The organism is Marinobacter sediminum, from assembly GCF_023657445.1.
GTDB lineage: Bacteria > Pseudomonadota > Gammaproteobacteria > Pseudomonadales > Oleiphilaceae > Marinobacter > Marinobacter sediminum_A.
Window position 1 is genome coordinate 2,406,490 of sequence record NZ_JAGTWY010000001.1, and the last position, 22,507, is coordinate 2,428,996.

The 22,507-nt window shown below is 55.8% G+C and carries 21 protein-coding genes; 13 read left to right on the forward strand and 8 right to left on the reverse strand.

Annotated features, from left to right (window positions below):
- Nucleotides 1–8: 8 nt before the first annotated feature.
- The 7 genes from KFJ24_RS11485 (at nt 9) to KFJ24_RS11515 (ending at nt 7,255) form a co-directional block, all read left to right on the forward strand.
- Nucleotides 9–767 carry a transporter substrate-binding domain-containing protein gene (locus tag KFJ24_RS11485; RefSeq protein WP_250831226.1) on the forward strand — a complete coding sequence of 253 codons (759 nt, stop codon included), beginning with the start codon at nt 9–11 and terminating at the stop codon, nt 765–767.
- 91 nt (nt 768–858) lie between these two features.
- The gene (locus tag KFJ24_RS11490) at nt 859–1,530 is read left to right on the forward strand and encodes an amino acid ABC transporter permease (RefSeq protein ID WP_250831227.1); all 672 of its coding nucleotides are present in this window, start codon (nt 859–861) and stop codon (nt 1,528–1,530) included.
- A gap of 13 nt (nt 1,531–1,543) precedes the next feature.
- Nucleotides 1,544–2,290: an amino acid ABC transporter ATP-binding protein gene (locus tag KFJ24_RS11495; protein WP_284709184.1), complete on the forward strand. Its 747-nt coding sequence runs from the start codon at nt 1,544–1,546 to the stop codon at nt 2,288–2,290.
- 232 nt (nt 2,291–2,522) lie between these two features.
- Nucleotides 2,523–3,875, forward strand: a complete 1,353-nt coding sequence (locus KFJ24_RS11500; RefSeq protein WP_250831228.1) for an adenosylmethionine--8-amino-7-oxononanoate transaminase — start codon at nt 2,523–2,525, stop codon at nt 3,873–3,875.
- A 15-nt stretch (nt 3,876–3,890) separates the two neighbouring features.
- Entirely contained in the window at nt 3,891–4,631 is a 741-nt protein-coding gene (locus KFJ24_RS11505) for a 16S rRNA (uracil(1498)-N(3))-methyltransferase (protein ID WP_250831229.1), read from the forward strand.
- Nucleotides 4,632–4,892: 261 nt separating this feature from the next.
- Nucleotides 4,893–6,122 (forward strand): DUF445 domain-containing protein, encoded by a 1,230-nt coding sequence (locus KFJ24_RS11510; protein ID WP_250832626.1) that lies wholly within the window; start codon nt 4,893–4,895, stop codon nt 6,120–6,122.
- A 110-nt stretch (nt 6,123–6,232) separates the two neighbouring features.
- Nucleotides 6,233–7,255 (forward strand): HDOD domain-containing protein, encoded by a 1,023-nt coding sequence (locus tag KFJ24_RS11515; protein WP_250831230.1) that lies wholly within the window; start codon nt 6,233–6,235, stop codon nt 7,253–7,255.
- 9 nt (nt 7,256–7,264) lie between these two features.
- Here the strand turns inward: KFJ24_RS11515 and KFJ24_RS11520 are convergent, their stop codons facing one another.
- Nucleotides 7,265–8,626, reverse strand: a complete 1,362-nt coding sequence (locus tag KFJ24_RS11520) for a YihY/virulence factor BrkB family protein (RefSeq protein ID WP_250831231.1) — start codon at nt 8,624–8,626, stop codon at nt 7,265–7,267.
- Between the two features lie 197 nt (nt 8,627–8,823).
- Between KFJ24_RS11520 and KFJ24_RS11525 the strand changes: the two genes are divergently transcribed.
- Entirely contained in the window at nt 8,824–10,077 is a 1,254-nt protein-coding gene (locus tag KFJ24_RS11525; protein WP_250831232.1) for an OmpP1/FadL family transporter, read from the forward strand.
- Nucleotides 10,078–10,137: 60 nt separating this feature from the next.
- Here the strand turns inward: KFJ24_RS11525 and KFJ24_RS11530 are convergent, their stop codons facing one another.
- A complete protein-coding gene (locus KFJ24_RS11530; protein WP_250831233.1) occupies nt 10,138–11,073 on the reverse strand; it encodes a D-2-hydroxyacid dehydrogenase in 936 nt (311 codons plus the stop codon).
- Nucleotides 11,074–11,149: 76 nt separating this feature from the next.
- On the opposite strand from KFJ24_RS11530, the gene tmpT reads away from it, so the two are divergent.
- From tmpT to KFJ24_RS11550, 4 genes are all read left to right on the forward strand, one after another.
- Nucleotides 11,150–11,803, forward strand: a complete 654-nt coding sequence (tmpT, locus tag KFJ24_RS11535; RefSeq protein WP_250831234.1) for a thiopurine S-methyltransferase — start codon at nt 11,150–11,152, stop codon at nt 11,801–11,803.
- Between the two features lie 407 nt (nt 11,804–12,210).
- A complete protein-coding gene (locus KFJ24_RS11540) occupies nt 12,211–14,133 on the forward strand; it encodes a PrkA family serine protein kinase (RefSeq protein ID WP_250831235.1) in 1,923 nt (640 codons plus the stop codon).
- Nucleotides 14,134–14,172: 39 nt separating this feature from the next.
- On the forward strand, nt 14,173–15,462 hold the full coding sequence (locus tag KFJ24_RS11545) for a YeaH/YhbH family protein (protein WP_250832628.1): 1,290 nt from the start codon (nt 14,173–14,175) through the stop codon (nt 15,460–15,462).
- Nucleotides 15,459–17,024, forward strand: a complete 1,566-nt coding sequence (locus tag KFJ24_RS11550) for a SpoVR family protein (RefSeq protein ID WP_250831237.1) — start codon at nt 15,459–15,461, stop codon at nt 17,022–17,024. Before KFJ24_RS11545 ends, KFJ24_RS11550 begins: the two co-directional genes overlap by 4 nt.
- 21 nt (nt 17,025–17,045) lie before the next feature.
- On the opposite strand, the gene KFJ24_RS11555 is transcribed toward KFJ24_RS11550, so the two are convergent.
- The 3 genes from KFJ24_RS11555 to KFJ24_RS11565 are packed head-to-tail and all read right to left on the reverse strand — an operon-like array spanning nt 17,046 to nt 19,545.
- The gene (locus tag KFJ24_RS11555) at nt 17,046–18,404 is read right to left on the reverse strand and encodes a TrpB-like pyridoxal phosphate-dependent enzyme (protein WP_250831239.1); all 1,359 of its coding nucleotides are present in this window, start codon (nt 18,402–18,404) and stop codon (nt 17,046–17,048) included.
- Nucleotides 18,405–18,437: 33 nt separating this feature from the next.
- Complete coding sequence (locus tag KFJ24_RS11560; protein WP_250831240.1) at nt 18,438–19,169, reverse strand: LrgB family protein; 732 nt, start codon at nt 19,167–19,169, stop codon at nt 18,438–18,440.
- Nucleotides 19,162–19,545: a CidA/LrgA family protein gene (locus tag KFJ24_RS11565; RefSeq protein WP_250831241.1), complete on the reverse strand. Its 384-nt coding sequence runs from the start codon at nt 19,543–19,545 to the stop codon at nt 19,162–19,164. The genes KFJ24_RS11560 and KFJ24_RS11565 overlap by 8 nt, the downstream gene beginning before the upstream one ends.
- 250 nt (nt 19,546–19,795) lie before the next feature.
- On the opposite strand from KFJ24_RS11565, the gene KFJ24_RS11570 reads away from it, so the two are divergent.
- Nucleotides 19,796–21,229 (forward strand): WS/DGAT/MGAT family O-acyltransferase, encoded by a 1,434-nt coding sequence (locus KFJ24_RS11570; protein WP_250831242.1) that lies wholly within the window; start codon nt 19,796–19,798, stop codon nt 21,227–21,229.
- A gap of 109 nt (nt 21,230–21,338) precedes the next feature.
- Here the strand turns inward: KFJ24_RS11570 and KFJ24_RS11575 are convergent, their stop codons facing one another.
- The 3 genes from KFJ24_RS11575 to KFJ24_RS11585 are packed head-to-tail and all read right to left on the reverse strand — an operon-like array spanning nt 21,339 to nt 22,435.
- Complete coding sequence (locus KFJ24_RS11575; RefSeq protein WP_250831243.1) at nt 21,339–21,776, reverse strand: RrF2 family transcriptional regulator; 438 nt, start codon at nt 21,774–21,776, stop codon at nt 21,339–21,341.
- A 27-nt stretch (nt 21,777–21,803) separates the two neighbouring features.
- Nucleotides 21,804–22,172 carry a YbaN family protein gene (locus tag KFJ24_RS11580; RefSeq protein WP_250831244.1) on the reverse strand — a complete coding sequence of 123 codons (369 nt, stop codon included), beginning with the start codon at nt 22,170–22,172 and terminating at the stop codon, nt 21,804–21,806.
- A 47-nt stretch (nt 22,173–22,219) separates the two neighbouring features.
- Nucleotides 22,220–22,435 carry a hypothetical protein gene (locus tag KFJ24_RS11585; protein ID WP_250831245.1) on the reverse strand — a complete coding sequence of 72 codons (216 nt, stop codon included), beginning with the start codon at nt 22,433–22,435 and terminating at the stop codon, nt 22,220–22,222.
- Nucleotides 22,436–22,507: the final 72 nt, after the last annotated feature.

The window sequence follows — 22,507 nt, forward strand, 5'->3', positions numbered from 1 at the left end:
GAGAATGTATGAACACGAAGTGGCTGAAGACCGTAACTGCAAGCCTGGCACTCACCGTGGCAGCAGGGACCGCTAGCGCAGAGAGCCTGCGAGTGGTCACCGACCCGAGTTTTGTTCCCTTTGAAATGATGGACCAGAAAACCGGCGAGATGATCGGCTTCGATATGGAGATCATCCGGGAGGTGGCCAAGCGTGCCGGTTTTGAAATCGACCTGAACACTATGGATTTCAACGGCATCATCCCGGCACTGCAAACAGGCAATGTGGATATCGCCATTGCCGGCATCACCATTACTGATGAGCGTGAAAAGATCGTCGATTTTTCCGACCCTTACTACGATTCCGGTCTGCGTATTCTGGTTCGTCAGAGCGAAGATGGGGTAACGGAATTTGACGATCTGGAAGGCAAGAAGATTGGCACCAAAATCGGCAGCACCAGCTACGACTACCTGGTGAAGACGCTGGAGGAGGACGACGGCGTCACTCCATACCCGGGTAGCTCGGACATGTACATGGCGCTGATGTCCCGTGCCATCGATGCAGTCTTCTACGATGCGCCGAACGTTGGTTACTTTGCCCGCACCAAGGGTGAAGGCAAAGTTAAAACCGTTGGGCCGCTGTATGAAGGCCAGCAATACGGCATCGCCCTCAAGGATGGCAGTGAGTGGGTTGACGATGTGAACGCCGCTCTGGCTGCCATGAAGGAAGACGGCACCTACAAGACCATTTACGAGAAATGGTTTGGCCCGATGCCCGAAGGCATGTAAGGGCAACCGGACCCACACGGTCTGACCCCCTGAGCCGGGGTGACACCACCCCGGCTACTCCTGACTGCAAAATCCTTCGGAGATTCTCACTGTGGAATTCCAGTTTCAGTTCGACTGGCAATCAGCCATCGACTCTATTCCTTTTCTGATCAAAGGGATCCCTTACACCCTGATGATCTCATTCGGGGGCCTGGTCCTCGGCTTTGCCCTCGGCATCTTCTTCGGCCTTTTGAGCATCAACAAGAAGTGGTTCCTGCGCTGGCCGGCAACCGCCTACATCGAAATCTTCCGCGGCACGCCCATCCTGGTTCAGGTTCTGTTCATCTTTTACGGTCTGCCCGATCTCATCGGCGGCCCGATCGAACCTCTGACCGCAGGCATCGCGGCGATCGCGCTGAACTCAGGCGCCTACATTTCGGAAGTGGTTCGTGGTGGCGTTCAGTCCATTGCCAAAGGCCAGAGCGAAGCAGGCCTTTCACTGGGTCTGTCCAGAACCCAGACCTTCTGGTCCATCATCTGGCCCCAGGCATTCCGCCGGATGATTCCACCTCTGGGTAACCAGGCTATCGTCAGCATCAAGGACACGTCTCTGTTCTCTGTCATTGGTGTGGGCGAGCTGGTCCGCCAGGGCCAGATCTACATCGCCAATACCTTCACTGCGTTCGAGGTGTATTTCGTGGTCGCGATCATGTATCTCGCCATTACCCTCTCACTGTCCCTGATTCTCCGCTACGTCGAGCGGCGCGGACTGGCCTCTGTCTGAAGGAAAGGTTCCCATGACTCATATTGTAGAAATGAAGGGCATGAACAAGTACTTCGGCAACCTGCATGTCCTGAAAGATATTGATTTAACCGTCGAACAAGGCGAAGTGGTTGTCGTCATCGGTGCCAGTGGCTCGGGAAAATCCACCCTGATCCGCTGCGTCAACGGCCTGGAAGAGTTCGAATCGGGCCACCTGGTGGTTGACGGTTACCCACTTGCACCGAAGAGTGGTAATCCCAAATCCCTGGCCGAAATCCGCAAGGAAGTGGGCATGGTGTTCCAGCAGTTCAATCTGTTCCCTCACCTGACGGTGAAGCAGAACATCATGCTGGCACCCAAGAAGGTCAAGAGCGAATCACCCACGGTTGCCAACGCCACCGCTGAACGACTGCTGAACCGGGTTGGCATCGGCAACCAGGCCGACAAGTATCCAAGCCACCTGTCCGGCGGCCAGCAGCAGCGTGTTGCCATCGCCCGCGCCCTGGCCATGGAACCGCGGCTGATGCTGTTCGATGAGCCGACCTCGGCCCTCGATCCGGAGATGATCGGCGAGGTGCTCGACGTGATGCGTGAACTGGCCAAGGAAGGCATGACCATGATGGTGGTCACTCACGAAATGGGCTTTGCCCGCGAAGTGGCGGACCGTGTGATCTACATCCACGAAGGCCAGATCGTGGAACAGGGCAAGCCGCACGACGTGTTCGACAACCCGCAGAACGAACGCACCCAGGCATTTCTGTCACGGGTGCTGGCACACTGATACAGGCCTCGGAGCAACTGGCGGGTGGCTTGATACTCACGCTCAATACCGGCGTGGGAGCCATCCGCCAGAAACCTCGCAATCCCCCTTCATACAACCGCATGATGCCCACAATCTTTGCCGGCCGGTCAGCGGAAAATGGCACAGTGGTCAGCTCGCGCTGTTAACTGTAATATTCGCGCAGGTTAACAGCCGATTTTTTTGAACCTGACAGCCCGACCGGAGACTCACCATGCGCAATGCCGATCTCGTCGCCCGCGGCCTCAAATCCGTGTGGCACCCCTGCACCCAGATGAAAGACCACGAAGGAGCTTTGCCACTGATTCCCATCAAGCGGGGCGAAGGCGTCTGGCTGGAAGATTTCGAAAACAACCGGTTTATCGACGCGGTAAGCTCGTGGTGGGTCAACCTGTTCGGTCATGCCAACCCGAGAATTAACGCGGCGATCCAGGAGCAGATCGGCCAGCTGGAGCATGTCATCCTGGCCGGATTCACCCATGAGCCCGTGGTCAACCTGTCCGAACGGCTCATCGAGGTTACTCCTGAAGGTCTGAACAAGTGTTTCTACGCGGACAACGGTTCGTCTGCGATCGAGGCTGCGCTCAAGATGAGCTTCCACTACTGGAAAAACCACGGACGGCCCAACAAAAAGAATTTCGTGAACCTCAGCAACAGTTACCACGGGGAAACCCTCGGTGCGCTGGCGCTGGGCGATGTTGCACTTTACAAGGACACCTACCAGCCACTGCTGATGGAAGTGCTGACCGCGCCCTCACCGGACGCCTACAACAAGGAAGAGGGTGAGACCGATGAAGCCTATGCCCTGCGCCAGTTTGAGGCCATGGAAAAACTCCTGGCCGAGAAGCATGATGAAATCTGTGCCGTGGTGGTCGAACCCCTGATCCAGTGTGCCGGCGGCATGCGCATGCACCACCCGATCTACCACACCAAACTGCGCGAAGCCTGCGACCGCTACGGCGTGCACCTGATCGCAGACGAAATCGCCGTTGGCTTTGGCCGGACCGGCACCCTGTTTGCCTGTGAGCAGTCCGGCATCACGCCGGACTTCATGTGTCTTTCCAAGGGCCTGACCGCCGGCTATCTGCCGCTGTCCGTTGTGCTAACCACCGACAACGTCTACAACGCCTTTTACGACGACTACGAAACCCTGAAGGCATTTCTGCACAGCCACAGCTACACCGGCAACCCCATCGGCTGCGCCGTAGCGCTGGCCACGCTCGATATCTTCCGGGATGACAATGTCATCGAAAACAATCGCCGGCTTTCCACCTGCATGGCCGACTCCGTTGCCCACCTTGCCGATCACCCCAATGTCGGCGATATCCGCCAGCACGGCATGACCCTGGCGGTGGAAATGGTCAAGGACAAGGCGTCCAAAACACCCTTCCCCTGGCAGGAACGCCGGGGTGTTCGTGTGTATCAACACTCCCTGACCCGTGAGGCCTTGCTTCGCCCCCTGGGTAATGTGGTTTACTTCATGCCGCCTTACGTCATCACCGAAGACCAGATCCGTCACCTGGGCCAGGTAGCGACCGAGGGCATCGAAATCGCCGTTCGGGACTGATCAGGGTAAACAGACATGCGCATCCCCAGAATTTATACCGACTCGCCACTGGGCGACGGAGTAACAACCGAGCTGGACGACAATGCCGCCCAGCACGTCGGTCGGGTGCTGCGCATGCAGCCGGGACAGGAGCTTCGCCTGTTCAACGGCGACGGTCACAACTATCAGGCCACCATCACGGCGGCCGGTAAGAAACAGGTGGAAGTGCTGGTAGGCCAACCAGAGCCCGGCCAGACCGAATCACCGCTGGAAATCGTGCTGGGCCAGACCCTCTCCAAGGGCGACCGCATGGATTACGCCGTTCAGAAAGCGGTCGAAATGGGCGTCACCCGCATCGTCCCCCTCACCACCGAACGCTGTGATGTGAAACTCAAAGGCGATCGGGAAGACAAGCGCCGGCGCCACTGGCAATCGGTGGCCGTAAGTGCCGCCGAACAGTGTGGCCGGGCGAAGGTTCCCGAAATCCTGCCGGTGATGACAGTAGCCCAGTGGCTGGAACACAGCCGTGACTGCGACGCGCGGCTGGTGTTGCATCACCGCACCGAACAGTCCCTGAAAGCCATGGCTACGCCAGGCCGTGTTGCCCTGATGATCGGACCGGAAGGCGGCCTTACGGCAGATGAAATTGCCCTGGCTGAAAAAGAAGGCTTCCTTCCCGTTGCCCTGGGCCCTCGCGTACTCAGGACTGAAACCGCGCCGGTCGCGGCCATGGCTTTGTGCCAGTGGCTGTGGGGGGACATCGGAGATACCCCCTGACGGCCGTAACGCCGTCTCAGACTGGCACCCAAGTCATTGACAGTACTCACCGCGACCAACATTATCCCTGTCAGACTGCATGACTAATGAGAGCATATCCCATGTTTGGGCAACCGTATGGGGAGGCTCCTCCAAAACTGTGCGGAGCCATGGATGGCGGAGCTCAAGCGCCACATGGATGTGCCTGAGCGGGTTTTGGAGGAGCCTCCCCATACGGTTGTGTGCTCCGCAGCAACCACATCGAAGGATGGCGAGTTCCGGATGACAAGCTTGTTCACCACCCCTGAATTCTGGCAATACCTCAGCATTCCCGTTATTGCGGCCCTGATTGGCTGGACCACCAACTGGCTTGCCATCAAGATGACCTTTTATCCGCTGGAATTCGTGGGTAAGCCCCCGCTTCTTGGCTGGCAGGGCATCATCCCGTCCAAAGCCCGGAAAATGGCGGCCATTAGCGTGGATGCCACCATCTCCAAGATCGGAACCGTGCGGGAAATCTTTCAACAGATCGACCCCAAGGTCCTCGCAACCCACATTGTCCACTCGGTAGATCCGCGCATCGAAGAATACGTCGATGAGATGATGCTGCGGGAACACCCCACTTTCTGGGAAAACCTGCCCGCGTCCGCCCGCAACATGGTGTATGACAGGGTCCGGAAATCTACCCCGCAGCTCGTGGACAACCTGGTGGAAGACGTTTCCAACAACATCGAGGACCTGCTCGACATCAAGGGCATGGTCATTGAGCGGCTCGCCAGTGACAAACAACTGCTCAACCGCATCTTCCTGGAATGCGGCGAAGTGGAGTTCCGCTTTATCGTCAACTCCGGCCTGTATTTTGGCTTCCTGTTCGGTCTGATCCAGATGACCGTTTGGTATTTCTATCAAAGCTGGTGGGTTTTGCCCTTCTTTGGTCTGCTCGTGGGCTGGGCCACCAACTGGATTGCCCTGAACGTGATCTTCCGCCCCCTGCACGCGAAAAAAGTCGGGCCCTTCCGCATTCAGGGACTGTTTCTCAAGCGCCAGCCTGCTGTCGCCGAATCGTTCTGCCACATCGTCACTCACGAAATCCTGACCGTAGGCAACATCATCAATGCCATTCTTAACGGCCCCAAAGGAGACCGGGCCCGCAACATGGTCAAGAAGCATATCAAGCCACTGGTGGATGAGACGACGGGCATGGGCAAGGCGCTGACCCAAGTGGCCTTCGGACCGACCGGATTTGCCACTCTGAAAAGACAGGTGGGCGAAAAGGCCATAGAAATTTCCCAAACGTCCTTTAACAACCCCGTGTTCGAGCAGGATCGGGCACGTGCTGTCGAATCCATCATGGTTGAGCGGATGATTGCCCTATCCTCCGAAGAATTCCAGGATCTTTTACGCCCCTGCTTCCAGGAGGACGAGATCAAGCTGATCCTTGTGGGTGCCTTCCTCGGCTTCGCAGCCGGCATCTGCCAGTTGGTGTTTGTTTTCGGCCAGGCGGTTATGTGAGGGATAGCGAGAATCCATCAGGATTCACCTGTGCAATTGCATAGCGGCCTACTATACTGCCCGCGTATGGGTATGTATTCGCTCACGACTGATTAGCATGGAGGCAAGGGATGCCAGGTTTTCTTTCCTGGATTTCAGGATTATTTTCTTCTGCACAACCAGTGCCACCGGCCCCGGAAGCTCGGCTCTTCAATCTCCCAACCGAGACATCTGTCAGCGAAAATCCAGACGACGTGCCGGAGCTTGCCCAGCAACTGGAAGAACACCTTTTTTGCTGGTTACTTGATGCGGATCCCTCCGTACTTCGGTCAGATCTCTCTTCTGCCCGCGAGGACCTTGAGGAGCTGGGTCGCAGACTGAGTGCTGACCAGTTGGAGGAATTGCCCAGGCAGCCCCTAAGCCTGCCTATACTGATGAAAGCCCTTTCCGACGAGTCCACCGACCGACAGCGGCTAACCGAGATCATTCTGGCGGATCCGTCACTTACCGATCAGCTGTTACAGGTTGCCAACAGCCCGTATTTCCGCCCCGGTGACCGTGCCATTGAATCTGTTGATCAGGCAGTCTTTATTCTCGGTGTCGACGGCATACGTAATGTCATCTCCGCCTCGATTATGAGGCCGATGCTGGCAGCACGGAACAGCCGGGAAGCTTTGTTCGCCCAACGTGTCTGGCGCTGGGGACTGGCCTGTGCTCGGTCTGCTGAATTGATCGCCAAGATAGACGGGGCCGACTCAAGCGCCCATTTCATGGTGGGCCTGTTACCGGCACTCTCGTACATCACCATACGTCGGGAATTGCAGAGAATATGCCGGGAAAACCTTGGAAGCAGCGAACCGGACCCTGCACTTATTCGTCACGCCCTCGCGCGTTTCCAGTGGGCCACGAGCCAACTGTTAGCCAACGAATGGAATCTGCCGCCCAAATATCATGCCTTCCTGATGGAGGCAGAGCGCCCGGCTCCGCGGCAAAAGCACACGCCTCTCAGCGACGGCATGGTCATCGGTACCCGCGAGGTGCTCCGGCACGCTCACCAGCGCAATCTGGCAGAAGAAGACCTGCCCAAAGTCGCGCGCTTGTCTCCAGAACAGGTCAACCGGGTGCGTGCTTCACTCAAAACCATGTTGCGGTAACGGACACGCTCAGGCATCTGTGTCCGAAACCGCGACTGTCTGTGAAGCAGGCTCGCCCCGGTCAACCACATTGCCGGTTTTCAGCAGTTCAGAGAGGGACGCACCTTCCTGGCCCCGGAGATCCCGCATCAGACTCATTGGCACTACCTTAGGAAGACGCTCAACCACACGATCCTCGTCGTAACGAACCACGTTCAAAACATCGCCGATCGTAATCAACTCCAGGGAACGGCCCGGAACAAGCTGGTCACCCTGCTTCCCCGCCAAAGACAGGAGGCCGGCGCGGATAAGCTTGTCACTGACACGGCGAGTGACCTCACCCGGGACACGCAACGCCTGCTCCAGTCCTTCCTGCTGCGGCGCCGCCCTGCCCTCACTGAACGGTTTGGCAACCATCCACATCATCGCCAGCGCCACTTTCTCCTGTAACTCAGGGGCCAACTGGACATCCCGGCGCTTGGCAACGGAACCGGGGTTTTGCAGGTAAAAGGCAAGGCTTGCGCCCAGCAAGAGAATCATCCAGTTCAGATAGATCCAGATCAGCAGAATGATCCCTATGGCAAAACTCGAGTAAATCGCCGCGTACTTTGCAGAGCCGGCAACAAAAGAAGCGAACAACATCCCGCCAGCCTGCCAGGAGACACCGGCTACCAGCCCGCCTATAAACGCATAATGAAACTTAACCCGGGTATTGGGCATAAAGACATAGACGAAGGTGAACGCGCCAACGACGAGAAAGAATGGCATCAACCGGCTGACCACCAGAATGAGGGAACCGAGCGGTTCGATCTCGAGCAATGCCTGGACGATGGAAGAGGAAAAGATCGTGGCACTGACACCAATCGCAGAAACCATCAACAACGGGCCAACCATGATGACACTCAGATAGTTGCTGAAGCGTTGCCCCATTGAGCGCATATCCGGCACTCGCCAAATCATGTTGAACGACCGCTCGATCTTCTGGAGCAACGAAATAACCGTGTACACCAGCAATGCCAGGCCCACAGAGCCAAGCACCCCCACTTTCATATTGTCAACGAAGCCAAGAATTTGCTCCGCCAGTTCAATCCCCTGGGGCCCCATGGGTTCGAAAAACTGAAACAGAAACGGCTCCATGCGCTGATGAACGCCCAACGCCTTCAACACGGAAAAACTCAGGGCCAACAGCGGAACGATGCTCAGCAAGGTGGTGTAAACCAGGCTCATGGCATGAAGAGTCAGTTGCCCACTGAGTATGTCCCTCACCAGGGCGTATGACGAACGGCCAACCTTGTAGAGCCATGTCCACGGCCAGTTCTGCGGCGGATTGGGGTTTGCGAGGATCCAGTCCTCGGCAGTCTGAAGCCGTTCTTTAAATTGGAAAGAAGCCACTCGCTGTCCTGCTTTTCAGAGTTTTGTACAGATTATCAGTCAGATACCCGACACCACAGAGTATGGCTTATTGTCAGTTTTTTGCGAGGGTCAAAAAGACATTATAACCATATCAATTTTTATCACTTCCCCTTATAACTATTTTTCTGTACAACCTGAGCCATTATTGAATTGAATTTACGACTGGGTGTTCATTTATGCGTTTGAAGTATTCCCTTGCGGTTGCCGCCATCTCGGCCCTGGCTCCTGCCGCCGCTTTCGCCACCAACGGATATTTCAGCCACGGATACGGCACGATCAGCAAGGGGATGGCCGGAACCGGCAGCGCCCTCTCACAGGACAGTATTGCTGCGGCGACCAACCCTGCGGGCATGGCCTTTGTGGGCAACCGCATTGATGGTGGTATCGAGGTGTTTTCTCCAAGGAGGGAATACACGGTTGAAGGCCCTGTGTCGCCTCCGCCTGCTTTTTCTCTTCAGCCGGGCACCTACGAGAGCAGCAAAAACGGTTTTGTCATTCCACATTTCGGTTTCAACCGGGAGCTCACGGACACGACTGCCTTCGGTGTTTCAGTATTTGCCAACGGAGGCATGAACACCGATTATCCGGGCGGAAACGGCGGGCCATTCTATGGTGGCCGTACCGGTGTCAACCTTGAGCAGCTTTTCATTGCTCCGACCTGGTCCTGGGAGTTTGCTGACAACCAGGCCATCGGTATTTCACCGGTGATCGCCTACCAGCGCTTTGAAGCAAATGGCCTGCAAAGCTTTGCACCGTTTTCATCCGATGCCAGTGCCCTCTCCAATAACGGCACAGACGACGCCTGGGGCTATGGCTACCAGATCGGCTGGCAGGGTGAACTCACCGACACTCTCCGCGGTGGCATAAGCTGGCGCAACATTCTCAAAATGGGCGAGTTCGACAAGTATCGCGGCCTCTTCGCAGAGCAGGGTGATTTCGACATACCTCAGATGTTCAACGCTGGCATCGCCTGGTCCGGTATCCAGGATCACTGGTTCCTGCTGGATATCCAGCATATTCGCTACAGTGAAATAAACAGCATCGGTAACGCGCTGATCCCGAATCTCCAGTCCGCTCAGCTCGGCGACGATAACGGTGCCGGCTTCGGTTGGGATGACATGACCACCGTGAAGCTGGGGTGGCAGTGGCAGCAGACGCCTGACCACGCCTGGCGCGCCGGCGCAAGCTACGGTGAAAACCCGATCTCTGATGAGGACGTGTTGTTCAATGTCCTTGCTCCGGGCGTTCAGGAATGGCATTTCACCGGCGGTTTTACTCACAGCTTCAGCAACAACCTGGAACTGTCTGGAATGGCCTTCTTCTCACCAACGAAAGAAGTATCCGGTCCTAACCCGCTGGCCACCAACCAGACCATCAACCTCGAAATGTACCAGGTAGGCGCGTCTGCAAGCCTGGGCTGGACATTCTGACAGCCCCACGAAGACAAAAGCCCTGGCGACGCCAGGGCTTTTTTTGTTCAAGGGCCCCGATCAGGCGACAGAGCTCAGGTTCCTGGCGGTAATTTCAACAATGCGCTGCCGCGCCTCCCGGCTGGCCCAGGCGGAATGGGGAGTGATAATCAGGTTCGGGATATCATCCGCCAGCAACGGATTACCATTGCGCGGCGGCTCCTCGGTGAGCACATCGAACCCCGCTCCCCCGATCTCGCCTGCCCTCAGGGCATCTGCAAGCGCCTGCTCCTCCACCAGACCACCGCGACTGGTGTTAATCAGTAACGCTTCCCGCTTCATCATCTTAAGCTCACGGGCTCCAATCAGGTTTCGCGTGTCATCGGTGAGCAGGCAATGGACTGAAAGCACATCCACTTTCGGCAGGAGCTCATCCAGAGGGATACGAGCATAACCATCCACCTCCCCTGCTTCCTGCCCCGGCCTTGCGCCAAGAAGAATGTTCATACCGAACGCCCGGGCACGCTCGACAACCCCCTGGCCCAGATCACCATACCCGACAACGCCGAGGGTACGGCCTTCCAGCTCCAGAATCGGATGATCCATCAGGCAAAACATGTCGCTCTTGCCCCAACGCCCGGCCCGCACGTCCCGGTCGTAATCAATCAGACGCGTCGCCAATGCCAGCATCAGGGCCATCGTATGCTGTGCCACAGTAGACCGGCCATAGTTCATCACGTTCATCACGCGGATACCATGCTGTCTGGCAGCTTCCTGATCGATGTTGTTCAGGCCGGTGGCAACCACGGCAATGGTTTTCAGTTCCGGACAGGCCTCGAAATGTTCCCGTTTCAGCACAACCTTGTTAACCAGAACGGTATCAAACCCCCGGATGCGATTGAGAACCTCATCTGGTGAAGTTTTTTCATGCTTTACCAGAGCTCCGGCGACCTGCTCAATGGAGGCGAGATCGACATCGTCACCGAGAGTGTTGGCATCAAGGAATACGGCTTTCATGTTTTTCTCCTGAATCAAGACAGGCAAAGATTAGGGTAGACTAAACAAAACGTCCAAAATAAGGGGTTGAATCACCATGGAACACGAATTCTGGCACGAACGCTGGGCAAAGAGTGAAATCGGCTTTCACGAGGGAACGGTCAATCAATATCTCTACGACCACTGGCCAGAACTTGCCGGTAAATCCTCAGATGCCGTCTTCGTACCACTGTGTGGCAAAGCCCACGACATGTGGTGGCTACACGACCGCGGCCATCCGATTATCGGCGTCGAACTGAGTGACGTGGCCTGCAAGGATTTTTTCGAAGAAGGCGGCGAAAAGGCCCAGGTTCACCCCGGCGAACCCTTCACGACCTTCAAACACGACGATCTTGAGCTCTGGTGCGGTGACTTTTTTCAACTGGCTCCGGATGACCTGAAGCATATTCGCCTGGTGTACGACAGGGCCGCCCTCATTGCCCTGCCGAAGCCGATGCGTAAGCATTATGTAGAACACCTTACGGCAGTCATCCCCGATGGTACCCGGGTCCTGCTCATTACCCTGGATTACGAAACCGAAATCAAGGGCCCTCCTTTTAACGTCAGCGACGAAGAAGTCTATGAGCTGTATGGCGAGGACTATGACATTGAGCATATCCGGACCAACACCATTGCGAAGGACCACCCGTTTGCCAAGCGGCGTGGACTTGAGGGAGGTACTGAGAGCGTGTTTCGACTTACCAAGCGGTAGCCCCCGCTTTGTTTTCCGGTTTTGACAATTACCTGCAGTCTGATCGGAGTGTGTGGGTGGTCTTTCTGACACCGCTTGTTTGTCTGAGCAAAGCGAGTTTCAACAAGCGGTGTCAGAAAGACCACCCACGCACTCCAGCCCCAAAACCAAAAAAAGCCAAAGAACAAAACCCACCCGCCCCGTAACACAATTTAATGAACCTTAACCACTTCCCCACTGTCCATCTTCTTGAGCGTGAACTAAGCTCAGATTAAGCAAGCAGGAAAGGCCATGATTGCCCGAGCGCTTGTAAGTATCCATACCTTCCACCCATAACTAAACAGACCGCCCCGACCGGCGGAACCGATGCAACGGGGATATTGCGTGAACTGAGATCTGACTATTAGAGAGCAAGCGAGGGGCCACCTATGACCATCATGCAGCACTTCAAAGACCGGTATGAGAGTACCCAGGAAGAAGAATTCAGCCTGGAGGAATACCTGGAGATCTGCAAAAAGGACCCAACGGCCTATGCCACGGCCGCTGAGAGAATGTTAATTGCCATCGGCGAACCAGAACTTGTCGATACCTCTCGTGACCCCCGCCTGTCACGCATCTTTTCCAATAAAGTTATCAAACGATACCCGGAATTCTCCGAGTTCTACGGCATGGAAGATGCCGTGGAGAACATCGTTTCGTTCTTCCGCCATGCCGCACAGGGTCTTGAAGAAAAGAAGCAGATTCTCTACCTGCTCGGCCCGGTAGGCGGTGGTAAGTCCTCTCTGGCAGAGAAGCTCAAGTTCCTGATGCAGAAGGTTCCGTTTTACGCCATCAAGGGCTCGCCGGTAAATGAGTCACCACTGGGGCTGTTCGATCCTGCCGAAGATGCTCAGATCCTGGAAGAGGAGTACGGTGTTCCTGCCCGTTACCTGAAGAACATCATGTCCCCCTGGGCGGTCAAACGCCTGCACGAATTTGGCGGGGATATCAGCCAGTTCCGTGTGGTGAAGAAGTTCCCTTCCGTGCTCGATCAGATCGGCGTTTCCAAAACCGAGCCCGGCGACGACAACAACCAGGACATTTCAGCCCTGGTGGGCAAGGTGAACATCCGGATGCTGGAAGATTTCTCCCAGGATGATCCGGATGCTTACAGCTTCAGTGGTGGTTTGTGTAAGGCAAATCAGGGGCTTCTGGAATTCGTGGAGATGTTCAAGGCCCCCATCAAGGTACTTCACCCGTTGCTGACAGCCACGCAGGAAGGCAACTACAACACCACCGAAGGGATGGGTTCGGTGCCGTTTGACGGCGTCATTCTGGCCCACTCCAACGAATCCGAGTGGCAGACATTCCGTAACAACAAACACAACGAGGCATTCCTCGACCGGGTCTACATCGTCAAGGTGCCCTATTGTGTGCGCGTCACGGAAGAAATCGAAATTTACCGCAAGCTCCTGAGCAACAGCTCCCTGGAAGGTGCTCCCTGCGCGCCGGACACGCTGGATATGCTGGCCCAGTTCTCGGTGCTTTCCCGCATCAAGGATCCGGATAACTCCAGTATCTTCTCCAAGATGCGTGTCTACGACGGACAGAACATCAAAGACACAGACCCAAAGGCCAAGTCCATCCAGGAGTACCGGGATACGGCGGGCGTAATGGAAGGGATGGATGGTCTGTCCACCCGTTTCGCCTTCAAGATCCTTTCGAAGGTATTCAACTTCGATACTACCGAGGTCGCGGCCAACCCGGTTCACCTGCTCTACGTGCTGGAAAAGCAGATTGAGCAGGAGCAGTTCCCGGCAGAAACTCACGAGAAGTATCTGAGATTCATTAAAGAGTTCCTGGCACCGCACTACGTCCAGTTTATTGGCAAGGAAATCCAGACAGCCTACCTGGAGAGTTATAGCGAATACGGGCAGAACCTGTTTGACCGCTATGTCACCTATGCCGACTTCTGGATTCAGGATCAGGAATATCGGGATCCGGAAACCGGGGAGATCCTCGACCGCTCCTCCATCAACGATGAACTGGAGAAGATCGAGAAACCCGCGGGCATCAGCAATCCGAAGGACTTCCGCAACGAAGTGGTCAACTTTGTGCTGAGGGCCAGAGCCAACAACCAGGGCCGCAACCCATCATGGCTCAGCTACGAGAAGCTGCGTAGCGTGATCGAGAAGAAAATGTTCTCGAATACCGAGGACCTGCTGCCAGTCATTTCCTTCAACCCGAAAGCCAGCCAGGAAGATCAGAAGAAGCACAAGCAGTTCGTCGAGCGCATGGTCGATCGAGGCTACACGGAGAAACAGGTACGCCTGCTTGCAGAGTGGTATCTGAGGGTTCGTAAGTCTCACTAAGTCAGTGATCAAGCGCTGAACTGGAGTAACGCTATGGGTATGACCCACGTAGTCGACCGGCGACTGAACGGGAAAAACAAGAGCGCAGTGAACCGGGAACGGTTCCTGCGCCGTTATCGCCACCACATTAAAAAAGCGGTGGCGGATGCGGTGCATCGGCGCTCCATTACCGATATTGAACGGGGAGAAAGCGTCAGTATTCCGTCCCGGGATATTGATGAACCCATTTTCCACCATGGCCAGGGTGGCCGCCGGGAGGTGGTGCATCCCGGCAACCAGGAGTTTGTGGCCGGGGACACGATCCCCAAACCACCGGGAGGCAGCGGTCAGGGCCAGGGGCAAGGCCAGGCCAGCCCCGATGGCGAAGGCATGGATGAATTTGCTTTTCAGATTACTCAGGACGAGTTTCTCGAGTTCCTGTTCGATGATCTGGAATTGCCCAACCTCGCCCGCAAGAAACTGAAGGACACCGAAGCCTACAAATACGTACGTTCAGGCTTCTCCACCCAGGGAGTGCCGGCCAAGCTGGATGTGGTGCGCTCGCTAAGAGGCGCACATGCACGGCGACTGGGCCTGGGGGGTGCCCGGAAAAAGAAAATCCGCGAACTGGAAGAGCAACTGGCCGAACTCAAGTCCGCACCTGCAGACCTCGACCCAGCCTTCAGCCACGAGGATCAGATTCAGGTTCTGGAAGAAGAAATTGCGCGGCTCAAAGCCAACGTTAAACGCATTCCTTTTATCGACGAGATTGACCTGCGCTACCGGCAGCACCTGAAACAGCCGCAACCCGCCACCAGCGCGGTAATGTTCTGCCTGATGGATGTTTCAGGGTCGATGACCCAGATGCACAAGGACATCGCCAAGCGATTCTTTATCCTGCTCTACCTGTTCCTGCAGAAGAACTACAAGAAGATCGAAGTGGTCTTCATTCGTCACCACACCAGTGCCAAGGAAGTGGATGAAGAGGAGTTTTTCTATTCCAGGGAAACCGGCGGCACCATCGTTTCCAGCGCCCTGAAGCTCATGCACAAGATTATCGAGTCCCGATACTCGCCGTCTGAATGGAATATATACGCCGCCCAGGCATCGGACGGAGACAACTGGAATGACGACTCCCCTGTATGCAGCAAAATTCTGGCCGACAGTATTCTGCCCCTGGTGCAATACTATGCCTATGTGGAGATTACGCCCCAGGACCACCAGATGCTCTGGTATGAATATGAGAAAATCATGGAGCGATTCCCCCAGAGCTTTGCCATTCAGCAGATAGCCGATCCGGGCGAGATTTATCCGGTATTCCGGCAACTGTTCGAGAGGAAGGCCGCATGACCGACACCATGGATCGCCCCAACGTACCGGACAGCGGACAACCCCGGGACCGCGAGCCCATTTCCACCAGCTCGGAGTGGACCTTCGAGCTGATCCAGCAGTATGACGATGAAATTGCCAGGTGCGCTGCGGAGTTTGGGCTGGACACCTACCCCAACCAGATTGAGGTCATCAGCGCCGAGCAGATGATGGACGCCTACAGCTCTGTGGGTATGCCCGTGGGGTATCATCACTGGTCCTTCGGAAAGCAGTTCCTCAGCACCTCCAAGGGATATCAGCGTGGGCAGATGGGGCTGGCCTACGAGATTGTGATTAACTCCAACCCCTGCATCGCGTACCTGATGGAGGAAAATACGTTGCCCATGCAGGCACTGGTCATTGCCCACGCCTCCTATGGACACAACTCCTTCTTCAAAGGTAACTACCTTTTCCAGACCTGGACCGACGCCAGCGCCATCATTGATTACCTGGTATTTGCCCGACACTATGTCGCGGAATGTGAAGAAAGGTATGGCGTTGATGCCGTTGAACAGATCCTCGATTCCTGTCACGCCCTGATGAATTACGGTGTCGACCGTTACAAGCGACCGGCACCGATTTCCGCGGTTGAAGAACAGCGTCGACAGCAGGAGCGGGAAGAGTACCAGCAGCGTCGTATCAACGACCTCTGGCGCACCATTCCCAGACCGGACGAAGACGATGACCCGGTAAAGCGCAGGAAACGCTATCCGGAGGAACCCCAAGAGAACATCCTTTACTTCATTGAGAAGAACGCACCGCTACTGGAAACCTGGCAGCGGGAAGTCGTTCGCATCGTCCGCAAGCTTGCCCAGTATTTCTACCCGCAGCGCCAGACTCAGGTGATGAATGAGGGTTGGGCCACCTTCTGGCACTACACATTGCTGCACCGGATGTATGAAAAGGGTCTGGTGAACGACGGCTTTATGCTGGAGTTCCTGCAAAGTCATACTGCGGTGGTTTATCAGCCACCCTTCAACAGCCCCTGGTATTCAGGCATCAACCCCTACACTCTGGGTTTCTCGATGTTCACGGACCTGAGACGGATCTGCGAAGCCCCAACGGAAGAAGATCGCCACTGGTTTCCGGACATTGCCGACTCGGACTGGGTCAAAACTCTCCACTTCGCCATGCACAACTTCAAGGACGAAAGTTTCATCCAGCAATTCCTGTCACCGAAGGTCATGCGGGACCTGAAGCTCTTCTCCATTGAAAACGACGATCAGGAAGAGGTGTACCGGGTTACTGCTATTCACGATGATCCCGGTTACCGGGTCCTCCGTGAGAAGCTGGCGCGGCAATACAACCTCAGCTACCGCGAACCCAATATCCAGGTCTGGAATGTGGATGTCCGGGGGGATCGTTCCCTGACACTGAGGCACATTCCCGTCGACAGGGTGCCTCTGGGTAACGAAACGGAAGAAGTGCTTCGACACGTACACCGGCTCTGGGGCTTTGATGTTCATCTGGAGAGCGTTGACGAGGGAGCCGTGCTGGAGGAGTATCACTGCCCGCCAAAGGGGCCGGATGACGTCAGCCACTGATTGCGGCTGACGTCCAAGAGGTCAGGCGTTAACTGACGGTAGCCCGGACAGGGCCATTGCCAGCTCCTGCTCGTCGTATTCGTGATCGCTCAGCTCACCCGCAAAGTAGGACGTGTAGGCTGCCATGTCGAAGTGGCCGTGACCGCAAAGGTTGAAAAGAATCACTTCTTCCTTGCCTTCGCGTTTACAGCGCATCGCCTCATCAATGGCCCCTTTGACCGCATGGTTCGCTTCCGGTGCCGGCACGATGCCCTCGTTCCGGGCAAACAACACACCGGCTTCAAAACATTCGCGCTGGGTATAGGATACCGCCTCAAACAACCCGAGCTCCTTGGCGTGAGACACCAGCGGAGCCATGCCGTGGTAGCGAAGACCGCCGGCATGGAAGCCCGGCGGGGTGAAACCGGAGCCCAGGGTGTGCATCTTGGTAAGCGGTGTCATGTGAGCGGTATCGCCATAGTCGTAGGCATATTTGCCCCGTGTCAGCGTCGGGCAGGCCGATGGTTCTACGGCAACGATTCGTGACTTCTCACCCCCACGCAATGCGTGGCCCATAAACGGGAAAGCGATGCCGGCAAAGTTTGAACCACCTCCGGTACAACCGACAATCACATCCGGCCAGCAATCCGCCATTTCCATCTGTTGCATTGCTTCCAGACCGATCACACTCTGATGAAGCAGCACATGGTTCAGCACAGATCCCAGTGCGTACTTTGTGTTCGGATCCTGCACCGCCAGTTCCACCGCTTCTGAAATAGCAATACCCAGACTGCCGTTGTGATCCGGATTCTCCGCCAGCACCTTGCGACCAAACTCCGTCAGCTCCGATGGGGAAGCGACGCATTTGGCGCCATACGTTTCCATGACGGCACGACGATAAGGTTTCTGGTTATAGGAAACCCGCACCTGAAACACCGTCACATCAATATCGAACAGGGAGCCGGCAAACGACAGCGAAGTGCCCCACTGCCCGGCACCAGTTTCGGTAGTGAGGGTTCGTATACCCGCTTCACGGTTATAAAACGCCTGGGGAATGGCCGTATTTGGCTTGTGGCTGCCAGCGGGGCTCACACCCTCATACTTGTAAAAGATCTTGGCCGGTGTGCCGAGCGCCTTTTCCAGGCGATGGGCACGATAAAGTGGTGCAGGACGCCAGAGCTGGTATACATCCCGGACCGGTTCGGGAATTTCAATTTCCCGCTCGGTTGTCACTTCCTGCTCAATCAGCGCCATCGGGAACAGAGGTTCCAGATCCGACGGCCCGACCGGTTGCTGAGTGCCAGGGTGCAACACCGCCGGCAATGGTTCCGGTAGATCAGCCTGTAGGTTGTACCAGTGCTTTGGCATCTGGCTTTCGTCGAGAAGAAACTTCGTTTGCATGGTTACTCCCTTGTTAAAAATTTATTTTTCTTGTCAGATCAGAGTCTGCATCCAGTCTACCAACCAGGGAACGATAATCGCAGTGGCAAAGGCGGAAAGTGCCATCGCCAGGCCGGAAAATGCCCCCATCCGGGAACTGACCTGAAAGGCCCGTGCAGTCCCGATACCATGGGCAGCCACACCCATGGCAATGCCCTTGGCCGTGTCATCCTTGATCCGCGCCCACTCAAACAGTTTGGTGCCCAGCACCGCACCGGTGATCCCGGTAATCACCACAAGCACCGCAGTCAGCGAAGGCAAACCACCGATTTTTTCGGCAATACCCATGGCAACCGGCGCCGTCGCGGATTTTGGCGCCAGCGACATCTGAATTTCTGTTGAACCGCCCAGCATCCAGGCCAGACCAATAGAGCTGCCAGCCGCAATCACCACACCGCATATCAGCGAAATGGTCACCGGCATCCACAGTTTCCTGAGCAGGGAAAACTGCTGATAGAGCGGCACCGCCAGCGCAACTGTGGCAGGCCCCAGCAAAAAGTGCACGAACTGACCGCCCTCGAAATAGTCGTTATAGGACGTCCCGGTCACCAATAACAATCCAATCAGCATCGCCACCGAGATAACCACCGGGTTAGCCAGCGGATTAGAGTTCGTGCGCAGGTAGAGCCGATAGGCCACGCCGTATGCCACCAACGTAATGGTCAGCCCCATCAGCGGCGAGGCGGAGAGATAAACCCAGATGTCTTTCAGACCTGGCTCATTCATCACCCGCACCCTCCCCGTTTGCCTGAGGTCCCACCAACCAGCGGGTGGTCGCCTGCATAATGAGCGCGGTTGCCACCATGGTGATCACGGTGCTCAGTAGCAGCGCCAGAGTAATGGGAACCCATTCCTCAGCGATCCGGTCAAAATGCGCCATCATCCCCACGCCAGCCGGAACGAAGAGCAACGACAAATGGGATAACAGCCCTGAGGATGCCTGCTCAACCGAGTCGGGGGTCTTGCCACGAATCCAGAGTGTGATAAACAGCATCACCATACCCAGGACAGGCCCCGGGATCGGCACACCGGCCACACGAACGGTAATTTCACCAACCAACTGATACACCAGTAACAGCGTTATTCCATTGAGAAACTGCATGACAAAAGCTCCCGCCGATACGCGCTGATTAATAACAGAGCATAGCCATTAACAACGGAGGTGAACACTCAACAGAAGTCTGAGCCCAGGCGTCATGTTTTCGTGATTCCCGGGCAAAGACGACGTGTAACCGTGACAGTGTGCAAAGGCGCGGAATTTTCCAGGCTGAACCATCGTGAACTAATCTCTATACCAGTATACTCGGAGCTAACAATTAAAAGCTGCTTACATTGGTGGGGTAAAACAAGGAATGAAACGCCTGGGAACACTGGACGCCTCGTGGCTGGCCGTGGAATCTGAAGACACGCCGATGCATGTCGGCAACCTGCAAATCTTTTCACTGCCAGACGGCGCTCCCGAAACATTTTTACGTGATCTCGTAACCCGAATGAAAGAGACCGGTGATGTCGCCCCGCCCTGGAGCCTCAAACTGGCCTGGTCAGGATTCCTCGGCCGACTGGTGGCGCCAGCCTGGAAGGTCGACAAAACCATCGACCTCGATTACCACGTTCGCCATTCTGCCTTGCCCCGCCCTGGTGGCGAACGGGAACTGGGCATCCTGATCTCACGGCTGCATTCCAATCCGCTGGATTTCGCCCGCCCGCTCTGGGAGTGCCACGTCATTGAGGGTCTGGAAAACAACCGCTTCGCGCTCTATACCAAAATGCATCATTCGATGATTGACGGTATTAGCGGTGTCCGCCTGATGCAGCGCGTGCTGACGACCGATCCCGACAAACGCAACATGCCGCCGCCCTGGTCAGTCAGGCCAGAACGACGGCGCGCGAGCAAGACGGACCCCGATGCCAGTATTCCTGCAGCCGTGTCACAGGCAATGGATGCACTTAAGCTGCAGGCCGATATGGCACCACGGCTCTGGCAGGCAGGTAACCGCCTGCTTCATTCTGTGCGGCATCCGGAAGACGGGCTTACAGCACCGTTTGTCGGGCCGGTTTCTGCGCTCAATCACCGGGTCACCGGTCAGCGACGGTTTGCCACCCAACACTACCAACTGGATCGCATCAAAGCATTGGCACATGCAACCGGTGCATCTCTGAATGACATCGTACTGTACTTGTGCGGGACGGCGTTGCGTCAATTCCTGCTGGATCAGGACAACCTGCCGGAGACGCCGATGACTGCTGGCATTCCGGTCAATATTCGCCCCGCCGATGATGAAGGCACGGGTACCCAGATCAGTTTTATGATTGCATCGCTGGCGACCAACGAAGCGGAGCCACTGAACCGGCTGCAGGAAATCAAATCTTCCACACGTCGTGCCAAGGAACATTTGCAGAAACTGCCCAAAAGCGCACTAACGCAGTACACCATGCTGCTGATGTCGCCCTATATCCTGCAGCTGATGTCCGGCCTGGGTGGCCGAATGCGGCCAGTTTTTAACGTCACCATTTCCAATGTGCCCGGCCCTCAAAGCACCCACTACCTTGAAGGGGCCAGGCTGGAAGCCATGTATCCGGTGTCGCTGATCACCCATGGCGGCGCACTCAACATTACCTGCCTGAGTTACGACGGATCACTGAACTTCGGATTCACGGGTTGTCGGGATACCCTGCCGAGCATGCAGAAACTGGCGGTTTATACCGGAGAGGCCATGGATGAACTGGAAAAACTGGTCATTCCGCCCAAACCCAAGAGGGCACGTACGGCCAGCAAGAAGGCCTAATCCTCGCCGCGGCTCCAGTTATCGGCGCCGCCAAAGATCAGTTGAAGGAAGCGGATAGTCCGCTTCCGGATCTCCCTGCCCATCGCTACCCGGAAATTTCAGATCAGGTTCAGGCGACCTGAAGCAGCCTCAACAACTGCGGCCGGTGCTGATCCTGAATCACATCGGTCAGAGTATATTTATCCAACACTGCCAGGAACGCCTGCAGCGCCTCTCCGAACATGGATTTCAGACCGCAGACCGGGGCTATCTTGCAGGCGTTTTTTGACGAAAAACATTCCACCATATTGAGATCCTGCTCAGTCTCCCGAACCAGAATTCCAATGCTGATGTCACCCGGTGCCATATTCAGACGCATGCCACCTTTCTTGCCCCGGATCGTCTCGATGTAACCCTTCTTGTTGAGCTGATGGACCACCTTCATCAGATGATTCTTTGAAATATCGTAGCTCTCGGCAATTTCCTGAATGGTAGTCAGGCGATCACCCTGTACTGCCAGATAGATAAGCACACGTAGTGAGTAATCAGTGTAACGGGTGATGTGCATTCAATACTCCGTATCTAAAGCTATAAATCAAAAGGAAGGTCGTGTGACCAGATAACAGGCGGAAGCGACCATACAGGTACCCGAAACAGCCAGGATCATGCCAGATACTCCTAATAACGCCAACATGCTCCAGCTCAGCGTCATCATGCTGCATGCCAGTAACTTCGCTGGCACAGGAACAGCACGCTTTCGCCGCCAGCTATCAATGATCGGCCCGTACCTCGGATGCTCATCCAGCCACTGTGCAAATGCCAGCGAGCCTTTGCTGGCAAAAAAAGCTGCCAGCAGCACGAATGGCGTGGTCGGCAAAAGAGGAAGAGCAACCCCTGCGGCCGCCAGGCTCAAAGCTACATACGAAAGAATGCGAAATCCGGTTTTCCCGGAATGCTCACGCATTGCAAGGCCCCCTGGAACGTTCATAACTGCATCCATTTTACCGGGATTCAGTGGACAGGTCTCCCGAGACGACTCAGGAAAACCAACCTGGCGATATACGCAATCTTGATACCCACTGCGAACAGGAGTGTTCCAATGTGCGCCAGGATCTGCCATGGCAGGGAAACGGCACCGGCAAACGGGTAAGCCAGAAGAATGGTTACAAGCAGCCCCACGGCTGACCAGACCAGTGCACTGTTTGCATACGCCAACAATCTATCCATACCATCACCATAAACATTTATCTATTTTGACTCTTTAAATGTAAGAAATATTCCTGAAAACTGCAACCAGAG

Excerpts from the sequence above, each read along its gene's own strand:
- KFJ24_RS11485 (WP_250831226.1), top strand. The coding sequence starts at position 9 with ATGAACACGAAGTGGCTGAAGACCGTAACTGCAAGCCTGGCACTCACC.
- KFJ24_RS11495 (WP_284709184.1), top strand. The coding sequence starts at position 1,544 with ATGACTCATATTGTAGAAATGAAGGGCATGAACAAGTACTTCGGCAAC.
- KFJ24_RS11500 (WP_250831228.1), top strand. The coding sequence starts at position 2,523 with ATGCGCAATGCCGATCTCGTCGCCCGCGGCCTCAAATCCGTGTGGCAC.
- KFJ24_RS11505 (WP_250831229.1), top strand. The coding sequence starts at position 3,891 with ATGCGCATCCCCAGAATTTATACCGACTCGCCACTGGGCGACGGAGTA.
- KFJ24_RS11510 (WP_250832626.1), top strand. The coding sequence starts at position 4,893 with ATGACAAGCTTGTTCACCACCCCTGAATTCTGGCAATACCTCAGCATT.
- KFJ24_RS11515 (WP_250831230.1), top strand. The coding sequence starts at position 6,233 with ATGCCAGGTTTTCTTTCCTGGATTTCAGGATTATTTTCTTCTGCACAA.
- KFJ24_RS11525 (WP_250831232.1), top strand. The coding sequence starts at position 8,824 with ATGCGTTTGAAGTATTCCCTTGCGGTTGCCGCCATCTCGGCCCTGGCT.
- KFJ24_RS11530 (WP_250831233.1), bottom strand. The coding sequence starts at position 11,073 with ATGAAAGCCGTATTCCTTGATGCCAACACTCTCGGTGACGATGTCGAT.
- tmpT (WP_250831234.1), top strand. The coding sequence starts at position 11,150 with ATGGAACACGAATTCTGGCACGAACGCTGGGCAAAGAGTGAAATCGGC.
- KFJ24_RS11540 (WP_250831235.1), top strand. The coding sequence starts at position 12,211 with ATGACCATCATGCAGCACTTCAAAGACCGGTATGAGAGTACCCAGGAA.
- KFJ24_RS11545 (WP_250832628.1), top strand. The coding sequence starts at position 14,173 with ATGACCCACGTAGTCGACCGGCGACTGAACGGGAAAAACAAGAGCGCA.
- KFJ24_RS11550 (WP_250831237.1), top strand. The coding sequence starts at position 15,459 with ATGACCGACACCATGGATCGCCCCAACGTACCGGACAGCGGACAACCC.
- KFJ24_RS11555 (WP_250831239.1), bottom strand. The coding sequence starts at position 18,404 with ATGCAAACGAAGTTTCTTCTCGACGAAAGCCAGATGCCAAAGCACTGG.
- KFJ24_RS11560 (WP_250831240.1), bottom strand. The coding sequence starts at position 19,169 with ATGAATGAGCCAGGTCTGAAAGACATCTGGGTTTATCTCTCCGCCTCG.
- KFJ24_RS11565 (WP_250831241.1), bottom strand. The coding sequence starts at position 19,545 with ATGCAGTTTCTCAATGGAATAACGCTGTTACTGGTGTATCAGTTGGTT.
- KFJ24_RS11570 (WP_250831242.1), top strand. The coding sequence starts at position 19,796 with ATGAAACGCCTGGGAACACTGGACGCCTCGTGGCTGGCCGTGGAATCT.
- KFJ24_RS11575 (WP_250831243.1), bottom strand. The coding sequence starts at position 21,776 with ATGCACATCACCCGTTACACTGATTACTCACTACGTGTGCTTATCTAT.
- KFJ24_RS11580 (WP_250831244.1), bottom strand. The coding sequence starts at position 22,172 with ATGCGTGAGCATTCCGGGAAAACCGGATTTCGCATTCTTTCGTATGTA.
- KFJ24_RS11585 (WP_250831245.1), bottom strand. The coding sequence starts at position 22,435 with ATGGATAGATTGTTGGCGTATGCAAACAGTGCACTGGTCTGGTCAGCC.